Here is a 23642-nt window from a genome sequence, read left to right on the forward strand (position 1 = left end):
CACATGACCGAGTCGGACATCAAGCGCATCGCCTACATCCGGTCCATCCCCATCTCGCGCGCCGGACCGTACATCCCTGAGATCTCCCGCACCGTCACCGCCGACGGCACCACCCAGGCACGGATCTTCTTCACCGACGGCGAGTGCGGAGCGCAGGACTTCCCCGGCGGCAGCTGGGAGAAGCTCCCCGACAACGCCCGCCCCGACGAGATCGTCGAGCGGATCCTGGCCTGGGGCGCCGACGGCGTGGTCTCCCTCTCCTTCCCCGACGAGGCCGGACTGCGCGACGCAGTGGTCAAGGAGAAACTGGCCACGCATGGGATCCCCATGGTCACCAACGGCCTGGAGCCGGGCCGGCTGTTGGCTGACAAGTGGGAAACCAAGAAGATCCTCGCCGACTACGGCCTGGACACCCCCGCCGGCATGCTCATCGACGGCACGTTGCTGAAAAACGGCGGCGAGGACATCCCCGTGTATGCCGACATCATCCGCTGGAAGGCCGAGCAGATCGGCTATCCGCTGCTGACCAAGGCGGTCTGGGGCAGCTCTGGCAACGGCATTCGGTTCATCCGGGACCGGGCCGGCCTGGAGGAGTACCTGGCCGACCCCGACGAGGGCAACTTCGTCATGGAGCAGTGCATCGCGGGCGAGCTGTGCACCGTGGAGCTGGTCGGCGCCGACGGCAAGTACGCTGTGCAGCCGCTGTGCTTCACCGGGCCGACCGGCGGCGAGCCGACCTTCGCTTTCTGGGAACTGCGCTCCTCAGCGCCGCGCGCAGCCGACGACGCAGCGTTCCTGCCGGTGGCCGAGAAGCTGAAGAAGCTGTGTGCCGGCATGGAAATCACCGGCGTGATCAACCTGGACATCATCTACAGCGGCGGCACCTACTACGTGCTGGAGATCAACCCGCGTGTCTCGGGCGCGACCGCTCTGGGCATTGCCGCCTCCGGGCGCAACAGCTATCTGGCCATGACCGACATCCTCCTCGGAACGTGGGGGCCACAGCCGGAACCGGTGCTGGAACGCCGCCGCTGGTCCCTCGAGTTCCCGGTGAACAACGTCACCGACGCGTTCACCGCCGCTGCCGCGGCTCAGGTGGACGTGGTCCAGGTGACTCCGACGCTCGTGGTCGACGGCAAGGAATACGGCGGACTGATGATAGCCACGTGCGAGTACGGGTCCGAGGATGCCTTCCTGGAGTCCATGGCCTCGCTGAACGCCAAGTACGACGTGCTCTCGGCGGACATGGCCCAGCAGCTCAAGCAGCTGCTCACGAGCCCGTCCGCACAGGCCGTCCGCTGACGCCCAGCCCCGGCGGCCCGCCGTCCCCGCGCACCGATACACCGCGCAAGCGAAAGGTCAATCCCCCATGCCCAAGCCGTACGTCCATCTGTCCGCGGCGCACGTCCTCGACGCACTCGGTGAAAACGCACACAGCGAGCTGAAGCTGTTCCGCGAGTCCTGGCACGACATGCCCGTCGACGCCTACCTCGAGGACGGTGCCAGTTACCGCCGCCGCCGCTACAGCGAGTTCCGGCTGACCGGAGAGGGGCTCGTACGCATCGCACACGGGGCCTTCCACCAGTCACTCGACGTGAACCCCCTGCATGGCGGCGTTGCCAGGAAATTCGAGGCCGTCGAGGACGCCGTCGCCACCTCGCCGGTGCTGGCCGCGTTGGTCCGGGAACTGGCCGCACAGCTTCCCGGAAGCTTCGACCTGGTAGGCGGCACCCTCGGAATCCACCAGATACGAATCACCGCCACCCGGGACGCGGCCGGCCAACCCGCCCCGGAGGGCATCCACGAGGACGGCCATCACTTCGTCGCGCAGGTGCTCATCTGCCGCGACAACGTGAAGGGCGGCCACTCCCAGCTTTACGACCGCGACCTGAACCCAATCTTCAGCACCCTGCTCACCGAACCCCTCGAAACAGTGATCATCGACGACCGGCGGGTCTTCCACGGGGTCTCGGCCGTGGAGGCCGGTCCGGCCATGTCCTGGGCCATCCGCGACATGATGCTCGTCGACTTCTTCCCGGCTCGGGCCGCGTTCCGCACACCCGACGAGAACGGTCAGGTGGCGGCATGAGCAGGCTCCTGTTGCTGGAGGCCATGGGCAATACCGGCGCCTACCTGATCCGCGCAGCCGCCGGCCTCGGCCAGAAGGTTACCGTCGTCACGCACGAGGACATCTACCGGAAGTTCTACACGCCGGAGCTGAAGAAACTGATCGGGGAAGACATCGTCTTCACCGACTTCTCAGACGTCGACGGATGCCGCGATCAGCTCGCCACTTACAGCCGGAGCAACCAGGTGTCCGGAGTGCTATGTGGCTGGGAGTTCCTCAGCCCGCTCGTCGCGGAGCTGGCCGCCGAACTGGAACTCCCGGGCAACGATCCTGTACGGGCACTGGGGTGTCGCAACAAGAGGGTCATGGCCGAGCTGTTCGCCCAGTTCGAGGTGCCCTCGCCCCGGACGATCCTCGCCTCCACATACGAGTCGGCGGTCGAACAGATCGCCGCACACGGCCAGAACTACCCGCTCGTCGTCAAGCCGGCCGAGCAGTCCGCCTCGTGGGGCGTGTCCGTGGTGCGCGCGCCCGAGCAGCTTGCCGCTGCCTTCGAGCTGGCCCGGTCCTGGCCGATGGAGACTCCGCACTACATCGCACTCGACACCACGGTGATCGTTCAGGAGTACGTGGGCGGCGTGGAGTACAGCGTGGAGGCGATCGCCTCCCGGGGCCGGGTCATGATGCTCCCGGTCACCGAGAAGTTCACCACACAGGACTCCTACCGGGTGGAAACGGGCCACACCGTACCCGCCGTCCTTCCGAACTCCACTCTGGACACCATCCGCAGCATCTCCGAGCAGGCACTGCGCGCCCTCGGGGTGCACAACGGCGTCGCCCACATCGAGCTGAAAATCCAGACCGATGGCAGCGCCCGGATCATCGAGGTCGGCGCCCGCCTCCCCGGCGACCACGTGGTCCGCCTGATGAAGGAGGCCTGCGGCATCGACGAGGCCCGCGCGTACATCCAGGCCGTCACGGGCGTCGAGCCCGAGACGACACCGCTGCTCGGCCGGGCAGCCGCGATCCGCTTCTTCACCTCCTACCGGGAGGGGACCTTCAACGGACTCACCGGCATCGGCTCCTCCCCGCATGTCGTCGAGACGGTCACCGCGGAACCCGGCACCCCGGTCGGCGGGGTCCGCAGCAAGGGCAACGACGCACGCGTCGGCCACACCCTCCTCATCGCGGACAGCACCGGCCAGGTCAACGCGGCCGCCGAAGCCGTCATGGCCCGAGTCACGGTGGAGGTCAGCTGATGCCGAACGCACCCACCCGGGCCTACCTCGCCGGGCCACGCCCCGGCAGCGCCCTCGCCCAGGCCTGCGCGGACTCACAGCGACTGCGCACCGCCCTCGGGGACCGCTATCTCAGCCGTCCGGTCTTCCTGGAAGCCGCTCAGGCGCAGGAGGCCGGCCGCCGCCTCAGTGAACTCTACGACTTGCTCCTTTCCCTGCCAGGCCGGCTCTACGACGGAGACATCAGGGCCTTCGCCCGTGCCGTGGGCTGGTCAGAGCGGCAGATCAACACGGCCCTGAGCCCGGACGGCACGGCCCGCCCGGTGCCACGCTTCGCTCGTTCCGACCTCTACATGGAGGAGTCCGGCTTCCGGATCCTGGAGCTGAACGTCGGCAGCCCGCTGGGCGGTTTCGACACCCCGCTCATCGATGACGTACTCCTCGCCGACCCGTACGTGGCCGCCTTCGCCCAGGACCACGGACTGGACACCACCGACACCACCTGGGTTCTCGTCAAGATGCTGCAGGAGACCCTGCCTGCCCTAGGACTCGGCACAGGCACGGCCGTCGATGACGGTCCGGTGATCGGTCTGGTCGACTGGCCCGGAAGTTTCCCCTACCTGCGCCTACGGCTAACGGCCATGGCCGAACTGCTGAGGCCGTACGGCATCGACGCGATCCCCTGTCACGTAGGCCAGGTCGAATCCCGTCCGGACGGACTGTGGGTGAACGGGCGCAGGCTCGACGCCGTACACCGCTTCTACTGCATCGACGACGTGGTCACCGCCGAAGACGCGGCGCTCCTCCAGCCGATCCACGACGCGGCCGCAGAGGGCAGAACGCTGCTGTTCACCGCACTCGAACCCGAGGTCTACGGTAGCAAGGGCTGCTTCGCAGTCCTCAGCGACGAACGCAACCGGGCCGCCTTCACCGCGGCGGAACTAGAAACGATCGACCGCTTCCTTCCCTGGACGCGGATCTTGCGCGAGGAGAAGGTGCACGTCGACGGCGCCCTCGTCGATCTGATCCCGTACACGAAGGAGCACCGCGAGGAGCTCGTGATCAAGGCCACCGGGTCGCACGGGGGACTCGACGTGCTCCTCGGCTGGGAAACCGACCGGGCGCAGTGGGAGCGCACCCTGGACTCCTGCGCGGGCCGGCCGTACATCGTGCAGCGCAGGGTCAGGCCGGTCGCCGAGGCATTCCCGGTCGGTGACGACACCGAGTCGACGCAACCCATGGTGCTCAACTGGGGTGTCTTCCTCGCCGGGTACGGCTACGGCGGTGCCTTCATCCGGGGGACGACCGACCTTCAGGGCGGCGTCATCAGCCAGGCCAACGGGGCCGCCATGGGCACCTGTTTCCACGGCAGTCTCGAGCGGTCGTGAACGGCCGGCGCCTGCTGGCGTACTGGGGCATGCCGGACGTCACCGGCAACGGCAGGTTCGTCGGCGCGAACGTTCTCGACAGCCTCGGCAACGGGCTGGTCCTCGCCTTCACCGTCGTCTACTTCACCTCCACGACCTCACTGTCCCTCGGCGCGATCGGCGCCGCGCTCTCCCTCGGCCAGCTCCTGGCGCTGCCCACCCCGGTCCTTGCGGGCTCGCTCATCGACCGGCTCGGACCCCGCCGGGTGGTGCTCGGTGCCAACGTCGTGTCGGCGGTGGGGTTCACCGGCTTCCTGTTCGCCGACGCGGTGTGGTCGATCGTGCTGGTCCAGCTGGTCGTCCAGACCGGTTCCAGCATGTACTGGACCTCCAGTCGGGCCCTGGTCATGATGGCGGCCGCCCGCCGGGGCGACCAGGCCCGCTGGTTCGGCTTCATCGGCTCGCTGCGCAACATCGGCGCGGGCTTCGGTTCTGCCGTGGCGTCCGTCGCGGTCGCCCTCGAAAGCAGTGCCGGCCTGCGGGCCCTGGTCCTCGTCAACGCACTGACCTTCGTGATCGCCGCCTGGCTGATCGCGAGCTGGCAGCCCGACCCCGCGCCCCCCGCCGAGACAGCCTCGGCTTCGCCGAAGGGCAACGCGGAAGCCAGAGTCCGGGCCGGCTACGCGCAGGTCCTGCGGGACGGCCGATACCTGCGGCTGATCATTGCGAACCTTGCCTTCGTGCTGGCCGCAAGCGTGCTCCCGGTGCTCCTGGCCCTGTACACCACCGAGGTGCTCGGCGCTGGCGCGTGGCTGATCGGCATCTGCGTTGTCGGCAACATGGTCTTCGTCGCGGTCGCCCAAACCCTGGTGGCCCGCTGGGCCGAACGCCACCGGCCCGCACGGGTCCTGGCCCTGGCCGGTGTGGTCAATGCCGCCGCGTTCACCGTTTTCGGATCGCTCCTCGCACTGCCCGGCTGGATGGTCGCCACCGGGCTCCTGACGGCAATGCTGATCTTCACCGTCGCCGAGATGCTCAGCCTGCCGCCCAGCAACGAGCTGAGCGTCTCGCTGGCCCCGGACCACATCCAGGGCCGCTACCTCGGCGCCTTCCAGCTCTCCTGGACCCTCGGCAACGCCCTCGCGCCGGCCCTGCTCACGATGCTCCTCGCCCAGGGACCTGCCTGGCCCTGGCTGGTGCTCGGCGCGCTCAACCTGCTCGCGGTGCCCCTGGTCATCGGTCTCCATCCGGCCCCGACGGAGACGGCCGCTGCCCCCGACCTGTCTCTGCCGACTCCAGCAGAAGAGGCTGCCCCATGACCGAGACCCTGCCCTACGCGCCTGCCCCGACCAGCCCGGTACTCGCCGGGGTTCCCGCCCTCCAGCCGACCAGGCTGCGACTGGAGGACTTGCACGGCTCGCTGGCGGATCCGGTGCTCGGCTCCATGACCCTGCTCAACGAGATCGCCGGGCGATATCCCGAAGCCGTCTCATTCGCGGCGGGGCGCCCGTACGAGGACTTCTACGATCTGGGCCAGCTCCACGACCACCTGGCCCGGTTCACCCGCCATCTCGAAGAGGACCTGGGGCACACACCGGAGCAGAGCCGAACCGCACTCTTCCAGTATGGCCACACCAAGGGGCTGCTGACCGACCTGCTGGTCCGCTACCTCGCCGTCGACGAGGGCATCGCAGCGGACCCCGACGCTGTCGTGGTTACCACCGGCTGCCAGGAGGCGATGATTCTCCTGCTGCGCGCCCTGCGCACCGACGAACGGGACGTCGTTCTCGCTCCCGCCCCCACCTACGTGGGATTCCTCGGAGCCGCCAGGCTGATGGAGATGCCGGTCCGCCCCGTCCGTGAGGGCACCGGCGGCATGGACGTGGACGACCTCGTCACGCAGATCCGTGAGGTACGCGCCGAGGGACTGCGCCCGCGCGCCTGCTACGTGGTCCCCGACTTCGCCAACCCCAGCGGTCTCAGCATGAGCGTGGCCGACCGGCAACGTCTGCTGGAGGTCGCCGCCGCAGAAGGAGTCCTCGTCATCGAGGACAACCCGTACTCCCTTTTCGGCGTGGGCACCGAGCGGCCACCGACACTGAAGTCGCTGGACCGGCACCAGAACGTTGTCTACATCGGCTCATTTGCCAAGACAGCCTTCCCTGGCGCCCGCGTCGGCTACATCGTCGCCGACCAGCCACTGGACGCAGTTACCCGGGAGGGCGGTGGTCTCCTCGCCGACCAGCTCGCCAAGCTAAAGAGTTTCCTCACCCTCAACACCTCGACCGTTTCGCAGGCGATCATCGGGGGCCGCCTCCTTGAACACCACCACAGCATGGCCGCCGCCACCCGTCGCGAGGCGCAGGTGTACGCCCGCAATCTGCGGGCCGTGCTCGACAGCCTGGACCACCACTTCCCAGGCTCCCGATCCCCGGTGACGTGGAACGTCCCCGGCGGCGGCATGTTCATCGTCCTCACGCTGCCCTTCGAGGCCGACGACGCGATGCTGGAGTACTCGGCATCCCGCTTCGGCGTGCTGTGGACCCCGATGCGCCACTTCTACGCGGGCGCCGCAGGCAGCAACCAGATCCGGCTCTCCTTCAGCGTCCTGGACCCCGAACGGATCCGTCTGGGCATCGCACGCCTTGCCTCGCTCGTCCATACCCAGATCACCCAGAAATGAGCCAACACGCCATGTCACGTCGCCTGTTCACCTCGGAGTCGGTGACCGAGGGTCACCCCGACAAGATCGCCGATCAGATCAGCGACACCATTCTCGATGCGATGCTGGCCCAGGACCCGGCATCCCGCGTGGCCGTGGAAACCCTCATCACCACAGGACTGGTGCACGTCGCGGGTGAGGTGACGACCAACGCCTACATCCCGGTCGCCCAACTGATCCGACAAAAGATCACGGACATCGGCTACGACTCGTCGAAGAAGGGTTTCGACGGCGCTTCCTGCGGCGTCTCAATCTCCATCGGCGCGCAGTCCCCCGACATCGCACAAGGTGTCGACACCGCGTACGAGAAGCGGGTCGACCATACCGGCGCAGATGAGGAATACGACGAGCTGGACCGGCAGGGTGCCGGCGACCAGGGCCTGATGTTCGGCTACGCGTGCGACGAGACGCCCGAGCTGATGCCGCTGCCGATCCACCTGGCGCACCGGCTCTCCCGCCGGCTGTCCGAGGTCCGCAAGAACGGGACCATCCCGTACCTGCGCCCCGACGGCAAGACCCAGGTCACCATCGAGTACGAGGACGACCGGCCCGTCCGGCTAGACACGGTGGTGGTCTCTTCCCAGCACGCCCCCGACATCGGTCTGGGCGCAGAGCTGGACCTGGACTCGCTACTCGCTCCCGACATCCGCGAGTTCGTCGTGGAGCATGTGCTCGCGCAGCTCGCGGAGGATGGCATCAAGCTGGAGACCGAGGGCTATCGGCTGCTGGTGAACCCGACCGGCCGCTTCGAGATCGGCGGCCCGATGGGCGACGCCGGACTGACCGGCCGCAAGATCATCATCGACACGTACGGCGGGATGGCCCGCCACGGCGGCGGTGCCTTCTCCGGCAAGGACCCGTCCAAGGTCGACCGCTCCGCCGCGTACGCGATGCGCTGGGTCGCCAAGAACGTGGTCGCCGCGGGCCTCGCCTCGCGCTGCGAGGTCCAGGTCGCCTACGCCATCGGCAAGGCCGAGCCCGTCGGCCTGTTCGTCGAGACCTTCGGCACCGCCACGGTCGACACCCAGAAGATCGAGGACGCCATCGGCGAGGTCTTCGACCTCCGCCCGGCCGCGATCATCCGCGACCTCGACCTGCTGCGCCCGATCTACGCCCAGACCGCCGCCTACGGCCACTTCGGCCGCGAGCTGCCGGACTTCACCTGGGAGCGCACCGACCGCGTCGACGCGCTGCGCGCCGCGGCGGCGGCGATCTGAACTTCTGCGGGTCCCCCACTCCCACCTGTACCAGTCTAAGGATTCTCGTGTCCACTGCCGTGAGCCCGCGTTCCATCTCCTCCGTTACCGGGCCAGCCCTTCCTCTGATCTCCTTCCTGGCCCGGCTGCCCGCGGGGATATGCCCGATCGGCACCCTGCTGATGCTGACGGAACTGCACGGCATAGGACGCGCGGGGCTGGCCGCGGGAATGCTGTGGACCGGACAGGCCATCGGGGGCCCTCCCATCGGCAGGCTGGCGGACCGGATCGGGCACCGCCGAGTCATCCTGGTCGCCTCTCTCGCCAACGCCGGAGCCATCGCCACGTTCGTGGGCGCTGTCCTTTCCGGCATGCCGACTGCGGTGGAGATGGCGCTGGCAGCCGTGGTGGGACTGACCGTGCCGCAGATCGGACCCCTGTCCCGAACCCGTTGGATAGCGCTGACCAGAGGGAAGCCGGACCTGACCGGCAGGATGCTGTCGCTCGACACGACGATCGACGAGATCAGCTTCATGGCCGGCCCGGCTCTCGCCGGCCTCGCCTTGGCGCTGGTGCACCCAGTGGCGGGCCTGGTGCTCGCCGGCGCACTGATGGCCGTGTTCGGAGTCCTGTTCGCCGTTCACCCGACCGCTCCGCGCGGGGACGGCGTGACGGGAGAGGCCGGCCTCCGCGCCGTGACGCGCGTTCCGCTGGTGACACCCGCTCTCGCAATCCTGTTCACCATGGCCTTGCTGCAGGGGATGATCTGGGGCAGCGCCAACGCCGGGGTCAGCGCCCTCGCCCAGCATCTCGGGAATCCGGGAACGGCCGGGTTCGTTTGGGGCGCCATGGCTGTAACCAGCGCACTGGCAGGGGGTGTCGTCACCTTCCGTCCCGGCACCCGTGACCTCACCGTACGGCTCCGCACGGCCATCGTGGCCCAGACCGTCCTGCTGATACCTCTACTCGCCGTGGACGGCTTTCTGGGCGCCACGGCTGCCATCGCGGCTATCGGCCTCGCCGTGGCCCCCCACTTGATCGCCGTGTTCGGCCTGGCCGAACGGGTGGCACCGCCGACCCGCATGGGCGAAGCGATGTCGCTCCTCGGCAGCGGCCTGATCATCGGCCAAGGCGTCGCGGCCCTCGCCGCCGGCCAGCTCGCCGAACAGTTCGGTCACCGGGCTGCCTTCACCCTGACCTGCGCCTGCGGCGCGCTGGCGGCCCTGGTTGCCCTCACCTTGGTCCGCCGTAACCCCTTCACCCCTGGAATCCAGTCATGACCTATGTGATCGCTGAGCCCTGTATCGACGTCAAGGACAAGGCCTGCATCGAAGAGTGCCCTGTCGACTGCATCTACGAGGGCCGCCGGTCCTTGTACATCCATCCGGACGAGTGCGTGGACTGCGGTGCGTGCGAACCGGTCTGCCCAGTGGAAGCGATCTTCTACGAAGACGACCTGCCGGTGGAATGGCAGAGCTACTACACGGCCAACGTGGAGTTCTTCGACGACCTGGGATCCCCGGGCGGCGCAGCGAACCTCGGACCGTTCGACCGGGACCATGCCTACGTTGCGTCTCTGGCTCGGGCTCCCGAACCGGGCACGGACGCAGTCACGGGTTGAGCCCCGGAATCGCCGAACGAAGGGAGGCGGCCTCGCCGGTGTCCGGGATGCAGTCAGGTCCTCCCCACCTCTGAGCGCACTGGCCCCCGCTGTCCAACGACCCCTGAGAAGGACCCGATGCCCGACCAGCATGACTTACTCGCGTACCTCGAACCGCTTGTCCAGGAGAAGCAGCCGCAGGCGGGTGAGGTCGGTGAGTGACACGGCGACCGATACCCGCCCGCACCTGCTGATCCTGCACCGCTGGCGGGACACCCACGCCCGGTACGCCGACTACATCGACCATGCCGTCAACCGTGTCACGTACATCAGCACCGAGCTTGGCAGGTCATCGGTGCCCACTAGCGCGGAAGTCGTCGTCACCGTGCCGTCTACCGACGACCTTCCCGCGGTGCGAGCGGCCGTGACAGAGCTGCAGATCCGCTTCGGCGTCCCAGAGCGGCTGGTGGCCCTCAACGAGGGAGACCTGGACACGGCCGCGCAGATCCGCCAAGAGCTCGGCATCGTCGGCCAGACGCCTGCCGCACTCGCCGTCTTCCGGGACAAGCTCATGATGTGCAGGCAGGTCGCATCGGCCGGGCTCCCGGTGCCGGCTTTCGCCCCCGCCCCGGACTCGGACGCGGTGCGCGCGTTCGGTGCCGCCCACGGCTGGCCGCTGATCATCAAGCCATACCGGGGGACCGCCAGCCGGGGAGTCGTACGGCTGGACTCCAAGGCTGCGCTGGACCCGGCGGCCGGCCTGGACTCGCAGCTGGCCGCCGAGCGGCACCTCGTGCAGTCCTACGTCGACGCGCCGATCCTGCACATCGACGGACTGTGGGAAGGCACATCGCTCGGCAGCTGGACCGCCTCCCGCTATGTGGGCGGCACCTGCGCGGACTTCACCCGGGGCACCTACCTGGGTTCCGTGGAGGAGGACGACCCGCAGTTGCTGGCGGCAGTCGACATCTTCACCCGGTCCGTCGCCGCAGCACTGGGCGGCTGCCGGCCGTTGGTGTTCCACCTGGAAGCCTTCGTCACCGAGACCCCCGACGGCGGCCCCGCACTGACCTTCCTGGAATGCGGGGCGCGGGTGGGGGGCGGTGAGATCCCGTTCGTCTGGCGCGAGGTCCACGACGCTGATCTCATGGCTGCGGCCGCCGACATCCAACTCGGCCGCACACCGGTGCTGCCCGCCCTCAAGACCGATGAGGTGGCGGGCTACCTGCTTCTGCCGCTTCCGGTCCCTGCCCCCTGCACGGTGGAGCGCGCCGGCTGGGAGACCGTACCGCCTGAGAAGCTCCTGCCCTACGCAATCGTGCACGCGTCTGTCGGCACCTTGGTGCAGCCAATCAGCGGATACGAGCACGTCGGCACGCGATTCCGCTTCCGCGGGCAGTCAACCTCGGAGGTGGAGCAGGCCATCGAGGCCGCTGCGGCTGGCTTCCGCCTGGACTGCACGCCTGCGTGTCGACTGACTGAAGGAGCCCGCCCGTGACGATGACACGCCAGTCGATATCCGCTGATCACCTCGTCTTCCGCCTGTTCCAGGTGATCGATTCCCGTTCCTGGGCCGAGCTGGGCGAGGTATTCACCGAAGACGCCCTCTATGAGCGTCCCGGCTACGCCCCCCTGGAGGGGCTCGAACGCATCCGCCACTTCTACGAGCACGAGCGCATCATCGTTGCCGGAGCCCACGAGGTCACGCAGGTGACCGGCGCATCGGCGGCTGCCGCCTGCTGGGGCCTCTTCCAGGGCACCAGCAGCGACGGGGAACCACTCAACGAGGCGTTCGCGGACACCTACCTCGTACGCGAGGGCAAGATCGAGCACCGCAAGACCTTCTTCTACCGTCCGGCGATCTGACGGGGACACACGTCCGACGAGCGCCACACCGCCACACTTCTCCTCTTTCGTTACCCCGGCACCGTCGCTTCGGAGACATGGATGAAAATACTGATCCTGCAGAAGGCCGCCTCGTCATCTCCCTGCGACCGCTGGATCGCCGAGGAGTTTCCGCACGCGGAGATCAGGATCCTGGGTGAACGAGAGAGTGTTCGCTCCGGGGCGGACCTCGACCCGCGAACCGAACGCCTCCTCCTGGACGATCATCAGTCTGACGAGTTCACAAGAGCACTGTTCGATCAATGTCGCACGTGGCGACCAGACCGAATCCTCTCCAACTCCGAGTTCGACGTGCTCAGGGCCGCCGAGGCGCGCAGCATTTTTGGCATCCCAGGCCAGAAGTCCGCGAGCGCCCTCTGCTTCCGGGACAAGGTGGAGATGAAAGACCTGTTCGCACGTGCGGGTATCGCGGCCGTACCCTATGCGGTCCCTGGCTGCGCTGACGATCTGTTCGCCGACCTGGCTGCCATGGGGTCGGTGGTGGTCAAGCCCAGGCTGGGAGCGGGATCCGTAGGGGTCCGGCTCCTGGACTGCGCCGACGACGTTCGCACAGCCTATGCCGCAGACCCCGCCTTTCCCCGTGGGCTGCACGAGGGGCAACTGATGCTCGAACAGTTCGCGTCCACCGATGTCTACCATGTCGACGTCGTCGTGTCCGGGCAGACGCCCTTCCTCGTCTCACCTTCTCGCTATCTCCATCCACCCCACAAGTTCGCTGATTTCAACACCAGTTCGGCGATGCTCGATGAGGAGAGTCGCGACTTCAAGGTGCTGGACGGCCTTGCACGCGATTTTGTCCATGCCCTCCCGCGGGGTCACGGGGCAACTGTTCTCCACCTGGAGTTCTACAAGATGGAGGACGGATCGTTCCTCGCGGGCGAGGTGGCCTGCCGGGCAGGAGGCGCCCTGGTGGAGGACTCGATTCTGCACACCTACGGAGTAGACATCGGCAGGATGTCCTTCCTCATCGCCTGCGGAATAGCACCCCCCGAGCCCTTGGAAAAGCGCCTGGCCCCGCCCACCGCTTGGTCCGTTGCCACCGCACGGCCCATCGCCTCGGCCGGCGAATGCCCCGACTGGGTGATCAAACGAGAAGACCGTGGCACCCCTGGCGCCGCATCTAACTCGGTCGACGGAGAACAGGTCCTGATCGAGGCAGCGGATCACCGCGGGCTGCTGGCCCGACTCGACGAACTCAACCGCTAGAGAAATCTGCGACGGCAAAGTCCAGAGCTCTTCGGTGAACATTATCCGTGGCCGAAAGTCTGACGCATCAACGAAAGGCGCGACACAGCATGGCCCACCAGATCGACGAACAGGAGCATACGCGCCGCAGTGCGCGTGGCCGCCGGACCGCGCGGCTTGTCAGCAGCCGCTTCGGCGGCCTCCCTCCAGGATTCGGCGTCCTCTGGTCCAGCACGCTCATCAATCGTGCGGGCACCTTCATAGCACCGTTCCTGATCATCTATCTGACTGAATACCACCAGTTGCCCTTGACCTCCACGACACCGATTCTCATCGGTTACGGCGTGGGAGTGATGTTGAGCAGTCCCCTGGGCGGCGTTCTCGCAGACCGTATCGGCCGCCGACACACCATGGCCGCAGGCCTCTCAATGGCGGCCGTCTGTCAAGTGTTCATCGCTGTCGCCCACGGCAGCATCCTGATCGGCGCCGCCGTCTTCCTGCTCGGTCTGGTGGGAGACATCTTCCGTCCCGCGGCCAACGCCTTGGTTGCGGACTCAGTACCCGAAAGCGACCAGACCCGGGCCTACGGGCTGCTGCACTGGGCCCTCAACCTGGGGATGCCTGTCGCGGCGGTGGGCGCGGGCTGGTTCTCGACCCACAGCTGGACTTTGCTCTTCCTGATCGATGCGCTCAGTTCCCTCGTGTGTGCAGTCCTCGTCCTCACCAGGCTTCCGAGCTCCCTCGAGATGCGGAAGAAGCCCGCATCACGTCAATCACCGCCCGACCGTGGGAAGGACGCCGTTCTCTCGGGTGTCTGCCTGCTGACCCTGATGTCTTTCTTCCTGTACTTTCAGACCTCGTATGCCGTCCCACTCCAAGTGCTCGACTCAGGTCTGCGGCCGAGTGACTACGGCGTCATGATGGCCGTCAACGGCATCTTCGTGGCCGTGGTCCAACCCCTCGTCGGCCCATGGCTCTCCGTCCTCCCGAAGGCCCATGCGATAGGATCCGGCGCTCTCCTGATCGGCACGGGCCTGTTCCTGACCGGCCAGGCGGACACCCTGTGGCTCCTCCTGGTCGCGGTTGCGTTGTGGAGCGTTGGGGAGATCGCGCTGGCCGCACTGCTGCCCTCACTGGTGGCAGGCCTGGCGCCCACGGGGCGTCGCGGCCGCTACATGGGCGCTTTCGGCGCCTGCATCGGCGCAGCCGGAGTTGCGGCCCCTCTGGGAACCATGGCCTACCACCCCAACCCGACCCTGTTCTGGGGACTGTGCCTGGCGTTGGGCGCGGCCATATGGCCGGGAGCGGTACTTCTGCTGCGGGCCTCGGCATACCAGGCGGCTCGAAAGGCGCCGACTGGATCTGAGCTGCGGCGGTGATCAGCGGATTCCGGGCCTCCGGGTAGGGCGACGGTCACACAGCGCTGGGCGATCGCCGACTACAGCGCCCTCGATCAGGACGTCCGCAGGCCGCGTGCCCGCCGCCTCAAACCACGTGCGGACGTCGGGGCGATGGTGCCGTGCCCTGCTAGATCACGTCACGTCCTAGCTGATGACTCCGAGCAGCCTATCCATGTCGTTGCCAAGGGAGCCAGGGGCCGTGGTGTCACGCACGTCTTGGCGGGCCCCGACGGCCAGGACGGCAGGGCTCACTCCCGTGGAGCGGGCCATCACCATCGATGAGCTCCGCTCCGGCAAGGCCGATGGATCCATCACGGAGGTATTCGCCGCCGGGACGGCGGCGGTCATCACCCCGATCGTCGCTATCAAGGGACCTGACTACGCGTTCACGATCAGCGACGGCCAGCCCGGCAAGCAGACGCTGGCCCTGCGCGAGCACCTGATGGACATCCAGTTCGGACGCAAGCCTGACACCCACGGCTGGATGCGTCGGGTGCTGTGAGTGACCGCACTTTCACACCGATCGTGTACCTCCACGGCACCTACTGGACCAAGCGTGGCCCCTTCGGCACCGCGAACACCAGCCGCGGCTGTGTCGCACTGAGGGAGGTGAAGTGCGGCGGCGAGACCTCCGCCTCAGGGGGGCTTCAACGGTTCGCTGATCGGCGATGTGGTCGAGGTCGTGGCCCAACGGCTGGTGGCGGGCGGGAGCGAACGACTGCCCCACGGGCGAGAGGGGCTTCGCCCCCGACCACCGTCAGCAGCGGTTGATCAGGTGTCGGACCGGTGTGCCGCCCGTTGCGGCCGACGCCTACCGCGGTGTCGAACGAGGACGAACGCGGCCAGCCCCGCCACGCCTCCCGCGGCCCAGATCGCGCCCACCGGGTTGCTCGACCCGTCCGAGGTACTGCCGGTGGAGTCGACGGCCTCCTGCTGGAGTTCGACCGCGGGGCTGTCGTCGGCCACCGTCGTGCACGGCCCGGACGATCCCCTCGATGAGCCGACGGACATCGGGGTCGAGATCGGTGGGGCCGGCCGTGGCCCAGCCATGACCGGCCGGCCCCGCCGGACCGTACACCCCACCGCTCATCGCGTCGCCCGGCCCGGTGCCCACAAGGCGAGGAAGAACCATGGCAGTTGGGGGTTGTGGTTGATGCGGTGGATGCCTCGTTCGGTGGAGGGTGCGGTGGAAGCGTTCGACCTTGCCGCCGGCTGCCGCGACTGCGGACCCTTGGTCACCTCCCAGCGGCTCCACTGCGGCCGCTGCCGCCTACGCGACAGCCGCCGTGAACCGGCTGTCTCTGAAGAGCTTCGGATTGTGGTGTGGCGTCGGCCCACCTTCGTGCCGCGGGCCGACGCCGCAGGGCTTTCCTTATAAGTCAGCGCAAAGGGATGATCCGTCGCCGTCGTGCGCGGACCCAACTACGCCGCCGGCCGCCCCGAGGGCTACGGTCCCTGCCAGGGCTGCCGACCGCCCGGATTGGCAGGCGCGGAGCGGAAGGCCGCCCCGTCAGCGGGTGTGCCACAGGTCGATAGCGTATTCCTCAAGAACGGGGCATTCCTTACACGCTTGTCCAATGCGGACTGCGTTCCATTCCTCCTCGACGGCGCGGGCCATGCACGCGTCGAAGTAGTCGGAGGTGGCTTGCCGGTTGTTCCACGCGGCGTGGCCTTCGTAGACGCCGGGGCGGGGAAGCGTCATGGAGGCTGCCGATCCCTTGGTGAGCTCATCCACGGAGATGAGCCCGGTCGGGGATTCGAAGGACACCTGGTTGAGCCCCTCGGCGTCTGTGGGCGGGGCTTGCGGGCTGTCCCAGATCCGGATGATGACCTGTACGTAGATTTCGCGCTGCAGGCTGGTGATGTATATATGGGGGCCGCTACCCACCACGACGCGGGTTCGTGACGCGTGGGCGGCTTCGTCATCCCTGTCTATGGCGTCGGAGTCCCGAATCTCCAGAAGACGGTAGTCGGGGTAGGCAAGGGTCTTGAGTTCCGTGATGAGTGACATGGCTCTGTTCTCCGCTCAGTGTCCGTCAGGGGACGATGGTGACGTGGAAGGCGTCACCGTCAAGAAGGCGGTCGGCGAAGTACAAGTCCTTGATGCGCCTACCCGCCTCCTGATTGTCACCGCTCTCGATGAGCCGGGAGGAGTAGCGGTTCAGGCATCCGGTCAGCTGGCCTCCGGCGAGTTTGCAGCCTGCGTAGGCGCCTTCTTTGCTACTGGAGAAGGGGTACTCGTCGCAATCGAGTCCGGATCCGCTGTAGTCACCCCACACGTCGTTGCAGGTAGCGATCGCGGCCTTCCGGTTGGCCTCCTGCAGGTCCTGGTCGATGAGCCGGTGCAAGGGAGTGCTGCCTCCCGGGACCGTTTTACCGGCCCAGGAGGGAAAGGTGCGGTCGGGCAGGGTTTGCGCATCGAGGATGTGCCGGGCGCTCTCGTTGACTGCCGGGTCCCGCAGGCTGAGTTTGAGATCTGATCGGGCACCGGGGAAGACCGTCCCGCGGTGTTTGCCGGCGGGGGCGCCTTGAGTGTCGTAGCGGACGCCGGACTGGACCTCGCTTGCTTGGATATAGGGCACGGCTCCGGGCGCGGTGACCTCCAGCGCCAGGTGCACCGTTCCACGCACGATCTGCGGATTTCCGTCGATGACCGCTCCGGTGTCAGGGGAGGTGTAGACGTTCAGCAGGTCGCTGGAGGCTTTCCAGCCGGCGATGGTATCGGTCCGGTTGGCTGCCCCGCCGGCCGCCTCCATGACGGGGTTGGCGTTGCTGTTGGACATGTCGATGGTGCGGGAAAAGTTGAGGGCGATCCGCCAGCCCGCGGAGCTGACCCCGGCTGCCGGCTTGGGGACGATGTTGACCGCCCGTGCGGTGTGGGCCACGCGGCGGGCGCCGTTGTCGGCGTAGCCGATGAGCTGAAGGTCGAAGTGCAGCTCGCCGAGAAGCTTGGTGTGGCGGTCGTTCCACAGTTTCAGCCGCATGGGCTTGTTGCTGCAGGATTCGTAGCGGTTCTTCCGCCAGCCCTCCGGGCCCTTCGCTTCCAGGTCGTGCTGGTCGACGCATTCCTTGATCAGATCGTGGAAGGGTGTCCCGGTGGTTGCGACCGGAGTCTGCGCCCTGGTGTCCGCGACGGCTTGATGGGCAGGCAGAACAAGGAGGAGGAGCGCTGCCGCGATGGCGGCTCCTGTTCGTGCCGGTTTGATGGGTATTCGAATGCTGGGCATGAAGATTCCTGGGGTTGGTGACGGCGGCGGCCGACGACGGCCCGTCCGTCAGGACTGCGGTGCGGAATGAGAGGCGCGGGACACTTACCGTTTGCAGGCCTCGCCCCAGCAGGCGGAGAGCAGTTCTCCGGTGGTGGCGGAGTACGTGGCGCGGAATCCTTCGAAGGTGAGTCCGCGTTTGTCCAGGCCCTTGGTGGGCGCCGACGACTCGACCGTGACCACCGGGACGGTCGTGCTCATGAGTTCACGGCCCGCGGAGAGGGCCGACGGCGACGGGGTGGCCTGCTTTACGCGCACAGTGGCTTGCGGCACGGCAAAGAGGGTGGCGGCGCGGTTCTTGAAGTCTTCCTTCCGCGGCGCGGGGGTGTGGGTCGGCTGCGGGGTGCCGCTGGGGTCGAGTGCGGCCTGATTGCACTGCCGCACCGTCTGCAGGCACTTGGTCAGGCCGGGCACGGTGGACAGGCAGTCACCGTCCTCGGCCAGGCACTTGCCGAGTGCCTGCTGGTCGACGCCATTGAAGAACCGGGCCCTGTCGCCGCCGGCGGGCGCTGCCTGACCGCCCCGAAGAGCGGAAGGTGCGGGGGCAGGGGTGGGAGCGGGTGTGGTGGCGCCGGGTTTGGCGACCGACCACTGTGTGAACTCCGTACCACCGGTGAGCCGGGTGGCGAAGCACCATGGCCCCGGCATCGTCGGGCCGCAAGCGTTCAGTCCGAGGCTGAAGCTGGAGACCTTGGCCATCGAGGTGCGTTTCCAGGCCCCGGTGGTCAAGGGCATGTACTGCATCCGGTTCGCGATGTTGGGAACAGTGACGTGTTCGGGCCCTCTGACCCCCAGGCCGATGTCGATGCGGCTCGTGGTGGACCGGGGTGACGCGCCCATGCGGTCGGTCGTGCCCACGAGGTTGAAGTCGTACAGCACATCCCACTCATTGCCCACCGGCTGCAGCAACGCCATGTACGTGTGGTTCGAGTTGTCGGCGGCTGACGGATTTCGTCCTTGGGTGATGACGTGCGTCGCGCCCCCTTGCGGGCTCTGCTGCGTCCAGTGCGGCTGATATCTCGCAGAGCCGGGAATGCCTGGTCCAGCCGCCAGCCAGTCCGCGGACAGGCCCAGAATGATGCTGTGGCTGTCCTTCGTTACGTCCGGTATCACTTCCATTTGATTGTCGACGTTCACGTTGGTGCCGGAAGGAATCGATCCCCCGAAGCCGATGGGAACGTTCCTCCACGTCCCCATCGCCCCCTTGATCCCCTCCTCCGGATAACTGCAAGCCATGGCCCACGATGTGTCCGGGTTGTAATAGTCCTCGATACAGTTCGGCGTCGCCGCCTGCGCCGGCGCCGCCGAGGTCAACGGCAGCAGCAGAGCTGACACTCCAGCAGCCATGACAGCCTGGGTTGTCCTGGACGACGTCCAGTTCGCCCGCCGCGACTACCAGCACCGCACCCGCCTGGGCGCCCTGGATGACGCGGAGCGGTGGAGGTGGCTGTCTGTCCCCAGCCATCTGCCTCACGGACGGAGGACGGCCATCCGGGACGTTCTGATCGCCGACCCGGATCCGGCCCGAAGACGGGCTGCGGCGATGGTCCGGCAGGAGTACCGGGCCAGCCCCTACTGGCCCGCCCTTGAAGCGGCCTTGGATCCGGTGTGGGCCGCTTTCGACACCGGCCGGACCTCCGCCGTCGCTGAGGCCTCCACCCGCGTCCTGCTGGACGTGCTGGGCTGGAGAGGCCGGGTCCTGACCGCGAGCCGGCTACCGGCCCGGCCGGGACGCTCCCAGCGGCTCGCCGACCTCACGGCGGCTGCCGGAGCAACCACCTACCTGTGCGGGACCGGCGGGATGACGTACCTCGACCCGGCGCCGTTCACCACCCGCGGGCACACCGTCGCCCCGTTCCTTCTCCCGGCCACCGGAGTCCGGACGCCCGCTACGCGGGTCACCTCGCTGTGGGCTCTGGCCCGTCTGGGCCCCGTCGGCCTGGCCGCCCGGCTCCGGGACCTCACCGGCCCCGGGCTCGCTCCCAGTGAGTCAGGGGGCGGCAACCTCGGCGAGAGCCGCCTCATCTAGCAGCGGCCCGTTCCTTCGGCGCCGAAGGCCGCGAGGTCCCGAGCGCGTTGTGCCCGTTCCTGGAGTAGGCGGCGGAAGCCCGCCACCGCGTACCGCTCGCCGGTGGCCGAGCGGGGTCCCCGGATGCCGGCGACCTCGGCCATGAGCTGCTGGGGCTGGGGCTGCCAGCCGACGGCCAGGACGCGCAGGCCCAGACACTCCGCTCGGCGGTGCAGGTCTAGGAGGTGGAGCAGCCCGTCGGTGTCCATGGACACGATGCCGTGCAGATCGATCATGAGGTCCCGCTCATCGGCGGTGACGTGGTCGAGTGCCTGCTGAAGCAGTGTGCCCGCGTCCTCCGCGAGTTCTCCGCTGGCGCTGACCAGGAACGAGCTGTCTCGGCGCTGCACGTCCATGGTGATCAATACCGTCTCCTTGTTGTCGCGTGAGGCGGCCTGTCTGCGGGCCACCATCCTGGTGCGTCGCTCAGGGCTGCCCCGGATCTGCGCTGGGATCTGCCGATAGTCTGCGGGATCGCGGCGGTCCGGGGAGGGAGCCGTGCGGTGATCCCGGTCGGGGGTGGCCGACCAGTTGATGTGGTGCACGGCGAGGGGCGCGGCAGTGATGTGGGCGGTAGCGGTCGTTCTCACGTTGGTGACGGGCGTGCTTGGCGCGGGCCTTGCCGTCCTGGCTCGCGTCTGCGACCGGGCCGTGAGCAGCGCGATGCTGGGTGGCGTACTCGGGGTGGCCGGAGGTGGGGCGGTCGGTTGGGCCGTGTTCCGGTTTGTCCCGCTGGGGGGTGTGCCGGCGCCGGCCCCTGGAGAGGCGGGGGCGGCCTGTCTGGCTGTGTTCGCTGTTGTTAGCGCCCTGTCCGTCTCGGAGCGGCGTAGGCGGCGCCGGTTGCTGGCGCTCACCGAAGGGCTGGACGAACGGGGCCGGGCGATCTGGGGGCCGGTGGCCGACCGCATCGCCGAGTATGAGGCCCGGGTCGGCGGTCCCGTCCCGGACGCTGTGCGACAGCACTTCGCCGGGGCAGGCCAGGCCCTGAGGAAGAAGGACGGCCGCCGCGCCCTGGCGGCGTTGCGGCAGGCCACCGTGCGCATGGTGATCGCGCTGCGTCCCCTTGTTCGCGCCCACCCCGAGGACATGCTCCTTGCCCAGGCCCTGGCGGACGTCCTTGTGGTGCGCGACCAGGTCGTGGCTCGGGTCGCTGAACATCAAGTCGCCCTGGTGGCGTTCCGCACGGTGTTCGGCGGCCTGGGAACTCTCCACGTAGCAGGTCACCAGGCCCCGGCCGGCGGCGAGACGGTCTAGCTAGATCGGCAGGCCGATCACCCCCCACCCCCTGCGCTCCGCTTCGCCAACCACCTCCGCCCAACCGCGCACCAGCTCGGCGAACTCCTCGAACCCGGCGATCCACTGCCCCGGCTCCCGCCCCGCCAGCTCCGCGTACGGCGCCCGCAGCTCCTCCAGCCCGGGCGCGGCCTCGCACCACCTCTGCCGCAGCCGCGCCACCGACTCCGGGCCGCGCGCGATCACCGGACCGGACCGCCACAGCCCCTCCAGCGAGGGGAACACCCCGGGGTCCACTTGCTCGGCGTCGACGTCGGCCCGCGGCCCCCACCAGATCAGCCCCTCCAGAAACTCGTCCAGCGCCGCCCGCACCTCACCGCCCGCGGCTCCTCTGACCTTCTCCCACGCCTCCGCCGCCCAGAAGTGCGGCTTGTACGAGCCGAGCGTGCCCGGGAACTCGTAGCGACCCAGCCAGGACCGTTGCGCCGCGGCCGGCCATACCCACCCGGCGACGACGTCGCCGTCCGCGTCGGCGTCGTCGTCCCCGTACGCCGCCTCCTGCACCACCCGCAGCCGCTCCTCCGCAGGCTCCTGCGCCAAGCGCGCCCAGTCCACGACCAGGACCGTGATGTCCATACCCATGTGGCGATGCTAGATCGTCTCTCTCGGATCTTGCCGGGCCCGCCTTATCCGAAAGCCAGGCCCTAGTGACCTGAGTCAGAGATTCTTCGTTAGATCGGCGCCGCGCAATCAGGACCTTCCATCCCCTTCGGACCGCGATCGGCAACGAGAAGCCGGGTCGCTGGCAAGCCGGACGTCGTGCGAGAACTACCGGAAGATCTCTGACTCAGGTCACGGGTGCTGTCAGTGCCCGTTGATAACGTGCTTCGTCCAGTCGTGGAGTTCATGAAGGGACGGGGTACGTGCGCAATGTGACATGCCATCAGGTCGGCGAGCAGCGGTTGGCCGAGGCGCTCGACGACATCGACGGGCGGGCCTACACACGATGGCACTCGCTGCGGTACGGCAGCATCTCGCCGACGCTGATCCGGGCCATGGCGGACGAACTGCTGGACCATGTCGCCGCGCGAACGGTGACGGAGCCGGGGCTCGACGCTGCGGCCGGCACGGTCGCCATCACCGCCGCGGAGTGTGTGCAGGGAGTGTTGAGCATCATGTGCTTCCCGAACGGGGACCAGGAACTCCGGTTCCCCCTCGTCGCGGAGCAGATCAGCACGGACCCGGACGACGACGAGTTCGGGGACGGGCCCATCACCTTCCAGGACGTCGTCAAGGAGGCGCCCACCGCGCGGACCTGGCTCGACATGTTCGAGATATGTGTCGTCAGCGGGCATGTGTGGGACTGGGAGCGGGTCACCGGGCTGCTGCTGCGCGGCGACTACGCGCCCGCCATCCGTGACGGCGTGCCCTACAACCGGTACACCTCCGTCTCCGACCCCGCCGACCTCGCCGCCGTGGACGCCCTGTGCCCCTATCTCACCGAGGCGGCCGGGCATCTGCCCCGCGACTGGCCCACGGTTCCGCTGCGCAAGCCGGGCACCGGGGAGCGCACGGAGGCCGCCCGGCGGCTCGACGAGGTCGGCGACGCGCTGAGCGCGGACCAGCAGCTGCTCCGCGTACTCCTCGACGACGACCAGCACGCCTTCGAGGACGCCCTCGTCGCCCGGCTGGTCGCGTACCGGGAGAGCGTCGAGGCCGATGCCGGTGATCCCGCGCCCCGGTCCCTCCTCCCCCTCGGCACCCTCGCCCTGGCCTGCCTCGCCGTCCAGGTACATGGGTGGGAACTCGGTGTCCGGTCCGGGTATCTGCCGTACGGTCTGCTGGGATCGCCGGACGCGCCGCGCCGGGCGGCGGAGGGGAACCGGAACAATTTGGGCTGCTGGGCCGCCAAGTAGGCCACTCCGGGGTTCGGAAGTGGGTCTGGCCCGACAACCAGGACATCGTCGTGGAGATGGACTCGTCCCCACCGAGGCAGCACGTACGTCTGTGCGATAGCCAAGGACGGAAGACCACCCTGCCCCACGTCGGCGAACGCCATCTGCCGGATCTCCACGCCCTGCGACCCCGGTAGCCCCGACGGCGCCGAGCCTCAGTCCGGGTCTTTCGCGATGATCCGAAAGACACGGCCCAGTCACCTGAGTCAGAGATCTTCCGGTAGTTCTCGCACGACGTCCGGCTTGCCAGCGACCCGGCTTCTCGTTGCCGATCGCGGTCCGAAGGGGATGGGAGGTCCTGGTTGCGCGGCGCCGATCTAACGAAGAATCTCTGACTCAGGTCACTAGGTTCTGTTTCTTGGATCTCCTGATGTGATCATGCGTCTCGGTCCAGGCTGGTCAGCATGGTTGGCCGGGGAGATTTGACGAATGCGGAGTG

At 68.0% G+C, this 23642-nt stretch carries 23 protein-coding genes; 17 read left to right on the forward strand and 6 right to left on the reverse strand.

Going from position 1 to position 23642, the window contains the following annotated elements; genetic code table 11:
- Window positions 1–3 precede the first annotated feature (3 nt).
- The 14 genes from AB0D46_RS24920 (at window position 4) to AB0D46_RS24985 (ending at window position 15183) form a co-directional block, all read left to right on the forward strand.
- The gene (locus tag AB0D46_RS24920) at window positions 4–1302 is read left to right on the forward strand and encodes an ATP-grasp domain-containing protein (protein ID WP_362880539.1); all 1299 of its coding nucleotides are present in this window, start codon (window positions 4–6) and stop codon (window positions 1300–1302) included.
- Between the two features lie 67 nt (window positions 1303–1369).
- Window positions 1370–2089 carry a 2OG-Fe dioxygenase family protein gene (locus AB0D46_RS24925; RefSeq protein ID WP_362880540.1) on the forward strand — a complete coding sequence of 240 codons (720 nt, stop codon included), beginning with the start codon at window positions 1370–1372 and terminating at the stop codon, window positions 2087–2089.
- On the forward strand, window positions 2086–3327 hold the full coding sequence (locus AB0D46_RS24930; protein WP_362880542.1) for an ATP-grasp domain-containing protein: 1242 nt from the start codon (window positions 2086–2088) through the stop codon (window positions 3325–3327). Before AB0D46_RS24925 ends, AB0D46_RS24930 begins: the two co-directional genes overlap by 4 nt.
- Complete coding sequence (locus AB0D46_RS24935; RefSeq protein WP_362880544.1) at window positions 3327–4694, forward strand: hypothetical protein; 1368 nt, start codon at window positions 3327–3329, stop codon at window positions 4692–4694. Before AB0D46_RS24930 ends, AB0D46_RS24935 begins: the two co-directional genes overlap by 1 nt.
- The gene (locus tag AB0D46_RS24940; protein WP_362880546.1) at window positions 4691–5992 is read left to right on the forward strand and encodes an MFS transporter; all 1302 of its coding nucleotides are present in this window, start codon (window positions 4691–4693) and stop codon (window positions 5990–5992) included. Before AB0D46_RS24935 ends, AB0D46_RS24940 begins: the two co-directional genes overlap by 4 nt.
- Window positions 5989–7356 (forward strand): PLP-dependent aminotransferase family protein, encoded by a 1368-nt coding sequence (locus AB0D46_RS24945; protein ID WP_362880548.1) that lies wholly within the window; start codon window positions 5989–5991, stop codon window positions 7354–7356. Before AB0D46_RS24940 ends, AB0D46_RS24945 begins: the two co-directional genes overlap by 4 nt.
- Before the next feature lie 11 nt (window positions 7357–7367).
- Window positions 7368–8612 (forward strand): methionine adenosyltransferase, encoded by a 1245-nt coding sequence (metK, locus tag AB0D46_RS24950; RefSeq protein WP_362880549.1) that lies wholly within the window; start codon window positions 7368–7370, stop codon window positions 8610–8612.
- 47 nt (window positions 8613–8659) lie between these two features.
- Window positions 8660–9871 (forward strand): MFS transporter, encoded by a 1212-nt coding sequence (locus tag AB0D46_RS24955; RefSeq protein ID WP_362880551.1) that lies wholly within the window; start codon window positions 8660–8662, stop codon window positions 9869–9871.
- On the forward strand, window positions 9868–10212 hold the full coding sequence (gene fdxA / locus AB0D46_RS24960) for a ferredoxin (RefSeq protein WP_362880552.1): 345 nt from the start codon (window positions 9868–9870) through the stop codon (window positions 10210–10212). The genes AB0D46_RS24955 and fdxA overlap by 4 nt, the downstream gene beginning before the upstream one ends.
- A 193-nt stretch (window positions 10213–10405) precedes the next feature.
- On the forward strand, window positions 10406–11689 hold the full coding sequence (locus AB0D46_RS24965; RefSeq protein ID WP_362880554.1) for a biotin carboxylase: 1284 nt from the start codon (window positions 10406–10408) through the stop codon (window positions 11687–11689).
- Window positions 11690–11691: 2 nt separating this feature from the next.
- On the forward strand, window positions 11692–12057 hold the full coding sequence (locus tag AB0D46_RS24970; RefSeq protein WP_362880577.1) for a nuclear transport factor 2 family protein: 366 nt from the start codon (window positions 11692–11694) through the stop codon (window positions 12055–12057).
- 81 nt (window positions 12058–12138) lie between these two features.
- Entirely contained in the window at window positions 12139–13302 is a 1164-nt protein-coding gene (locus AB0D46_RS24975) for a hypothetical protein (RefSeq protein ID WP_362880556.1), read from the forward strand.
- A gap of 89 nt (window positions 13303–13391) precedes the next feature.
- On the forward strand, window positions 13392–14660 hold the full coding sequence (locus tag AB0D46_RS24980) for an MFS transporter (protein WP_362880558.1): 1269 nt from the start codon (window positions 13392–13394) through the stop codon (window positions 14658–14660).
- Between the two features lie 277 nt (window positions 14661–14937).
- Window positions 14938–15183 (forward strand): hypothetical protein, encoded by a 246-nt coding sequence (locus AB0D46_RS24985; RefSeq protein WP_362880560.1) that lies wholly within the window; start codon window positions 14938–14940, stop codon window positions 15181–15183.
- 269 nt (window positions 15184–15452) lie between these two features.
- On the opposite strand, the gene AB0D46_RS24990 is transcribed toward AB0D46_RS24985, so the two are convergent.
- The 4 genes from AB0D46_RS24990 to AB0D46_RS25005 form a co-directional block, all read right to left on the reverse strand.
- Window positions 15453–15647: a hypothetical protein gene (locus tag AB0D46_RS24990; RefSeq protein ID WP_362880562.1), complete on the reverse strand. Its 195-nt coding sequence runs from the start codon at window positions 15645–15647 to the stop codon at window positions 15453–15455.
- Between the two features lie 544 nt (window positions 15648–16191).
- A complete protein-coding gene (locus AB0D46_RS24995) occupies window positions 16192–16692 on the reverse strand; it encodes a hypothetical protein (RefSeq protein ID WP_362880564.1) in 501 nt (166 codons plus the stop codon).
- A gap of 25 nt (window positions 16693–16717) precedes the next feature.
- A complete protein-coding gene (locus AB0D46_RS25000; RefSeq protein ID WP_362880565.1) occupies window positions 16718–17908 on the reverse strand; it encodes a NucA/NucB deoxyribonuclease domain-containing protein in 1191 nt (396 codons plus the stop codon).
- Window positions 17909–17992: 84 nt separating this feature from the next.
- On the reverse strand, window positions 17993–19282 hold the full coding sequence (locus AB0D46_RS25005) for a hypothetical protein (protein WP_362880567.1): 1290 nt from the start codon (window positions 19280–19282) through the stop codon (window positions 17993–17995).
- A gap of 10 nt (window positions 19283–19292) precedes the next feature.
- On the opposite strand from AB0D46_RS25005, the gene AB0D46_RS25010 reads away from it, so the two are divergent.
- Window positions 19293–19976 carry a WbqC family protein gene (locus AB0D46_RS25010; protein ID WP_362880569.1) on the forward strand — a complete coding sequence of 228 codons (684 nt, stop codon included), beginning with the start codon at window positions 19293–19295 and terminating at the stop codon, window positions 19974–19976.
- Here AB0D46_RS25010 and AB0D46_RS25015 read toward each other — a convergent pair.
- Window positions 19973–20605: an STAS domain-containing protein gene (locus AB0D46_RS25015; protein ID WP_362880570.1), complete on the reverse strand. Its 633-nt coding sequence runs from the start codon at window positions 20603–20605 to the stop codon at window positions 19973–19975. The two genes, AB0D46_RS25010 and AB0D46_RS25015, sit on opposite strands and share 4 nt — an antisense overlap.
- Window positions 20606–20801: 196 nt before the next feature.
- Between AB0D46_RS25015 and AB0D46_RS25020 the strand changes: the two genes are divergently transcribed.
- The gene (locus tag AB0D46_RS25020; RefSeq protein ID WP_362880571.1) at window positions 20802–21269 is read left to right on the forward strand and encodes a hypothetical protein; all 468 of its coding nucleotides are present in this window, start codon (window positions 20802–20804) and stop codon (window positions 21267–21269) included.
- Here the strand turns inward: AB0D46_RS25020 and AB0D46_RS25025 are convergent, their stop codons facing one another.
- Window positions 21270–21890 carry a hypothetical protein gene (locus tag AB0D46_RS25025; protein WP_362880573.1) on the reverse strand — a complete coding sequence of 207 codons (621 nt, stop codon included), beginning with the start codon at window positions 21888–21890 and terminating at the stop codon, window positions 21270–21272.
- A gap of 281 nt (window positions 21891–22171) precedes the next feature.
- Between AB0D46_RS25025 and AB0D46_RS25030 the strand changes: the two genes are divergently transcribed.
- Window positions 22172–23164, forward strand: coding sequence for an immunity 49 family protein (locus tag AB0D46_RS25030; RefSeq protein ID WP_362880574.1), 993 nt, complete (start codon window positions 22172–22174; stop codon window positions 23162–23164).
- Window positions 23165–23642 lie beyond the last annotated feature (478 nt).

This window comes from Streptomyces sp. NPDC048383, from assembly GCF_040651775.1.
Taxonomy (GTDB): domain Bacteria; phylum Actinomycetota; class Actinomycetes; order Streptomycetales; family Streptomycetaceae; genus Streptomyces.

Excerpts from the sequence above, each read along its gene's own strand:
- AB0D46_RS24925 (WP_362880540.1), top strand. The coding sequence starts at position 1,370 with ATGCCCAAGCCGTACGTCCATCTGTCCGCGGCGCACGTCCTCGACGCA.
- AB0D46_RS24930 (WP_362880542.1), top strand. The coding sequence starts at position 2,086 with ATGAGCAGGCTCCTGTTGCTGGAGGCCATGGGCAATACCGGCGCCTAC.
- AB0D46_RS25025 (WP_362880573.1), bottom strand. The coding sequence starts at position 21,890 with ATGGGTATGGACATCACGGTCCTGGTCGTGGACTGGGCGCGCTTGGCG.
- AB0D46_RS24935 (WP_362880544.1), top strand. The coding sequence starts at position 3,327 with ATGCCGAACGCACCCACCCGGGCCTACCTCGCCGGGCCACGCCCCGGC.
- AB0D46_RS24970 (WP_362880577.1), top strand. The coding sequence starts at position 11,692 with ATGACACGCCAGTCGATATCCGCTGATCACCTCGTCTTCCGCCTGTTC.
- AB0D46_RS25010 (WP_362880569.1), top strand. The coding sequence starts at position 19,293 with ATGACAGCCTGGGTTGTCCTGGACGACGTCCAGTTCGCCCGCCGCGAC.
- AB0D46_RS25000 (WP_362880565.1), bottom strand. The coding sequence starts at position 17,908 with ATGCCCAGCATTCGAATACCCATCAAACCGGCACGAACAGGAGCCGCC.
- AB0D46_RS24975 (WP_362880556.1), top strand. The coding sequence starts at position 12,139 with ATGAAAATACTGATCCTGCAGAAGGCCGCCTCGTCATCTCCCTGCGAC.
- AB0D46_RS24995 (WP_362880564.1), bottom strand. The coding sequence starts at position 16,692 with ATGTCACTCATCACGGAACTCAAGACCCTTGCCTACCCCGACTACCGT.
- AB0D46_RS24945 (WP_362880548.1), top strand. The coding sequence starts at position 5,989 with ATGACCGAGACCCTGCCCTACGCGCCTGCCCCGACCAGCCCGGTACTC.
- AB0D46_RS24980 (WP_362880558.1), top strand. The coding sequence starts at position 13,392 with ATGGCCCACCAGATCGACGAACAGGAGCATACGCGCCGCAGTGCGCGT.
- AB0D46_RS24920 (WP_362880539.1), top strand. The coding sequence starts at position 4 with ATGACCGAGTCGGACATCAAGCGCATCGCCTACATCCGGTCCATCCCC.
- fdxA (WP_362880552.1), top strand. The coding sequence starts at position 9,868 with ATGACCTATGTGATCGCTGAGCCCTGTATCGACGTCAAGGACAAGGCC.
- metK (WP_362880549.1), top strand. The coding sequence starts at position 7,368 with ATGTCACGTCGCCTGTTCACCTCGGAGTCGGTGACCGAGGGTCACCCC.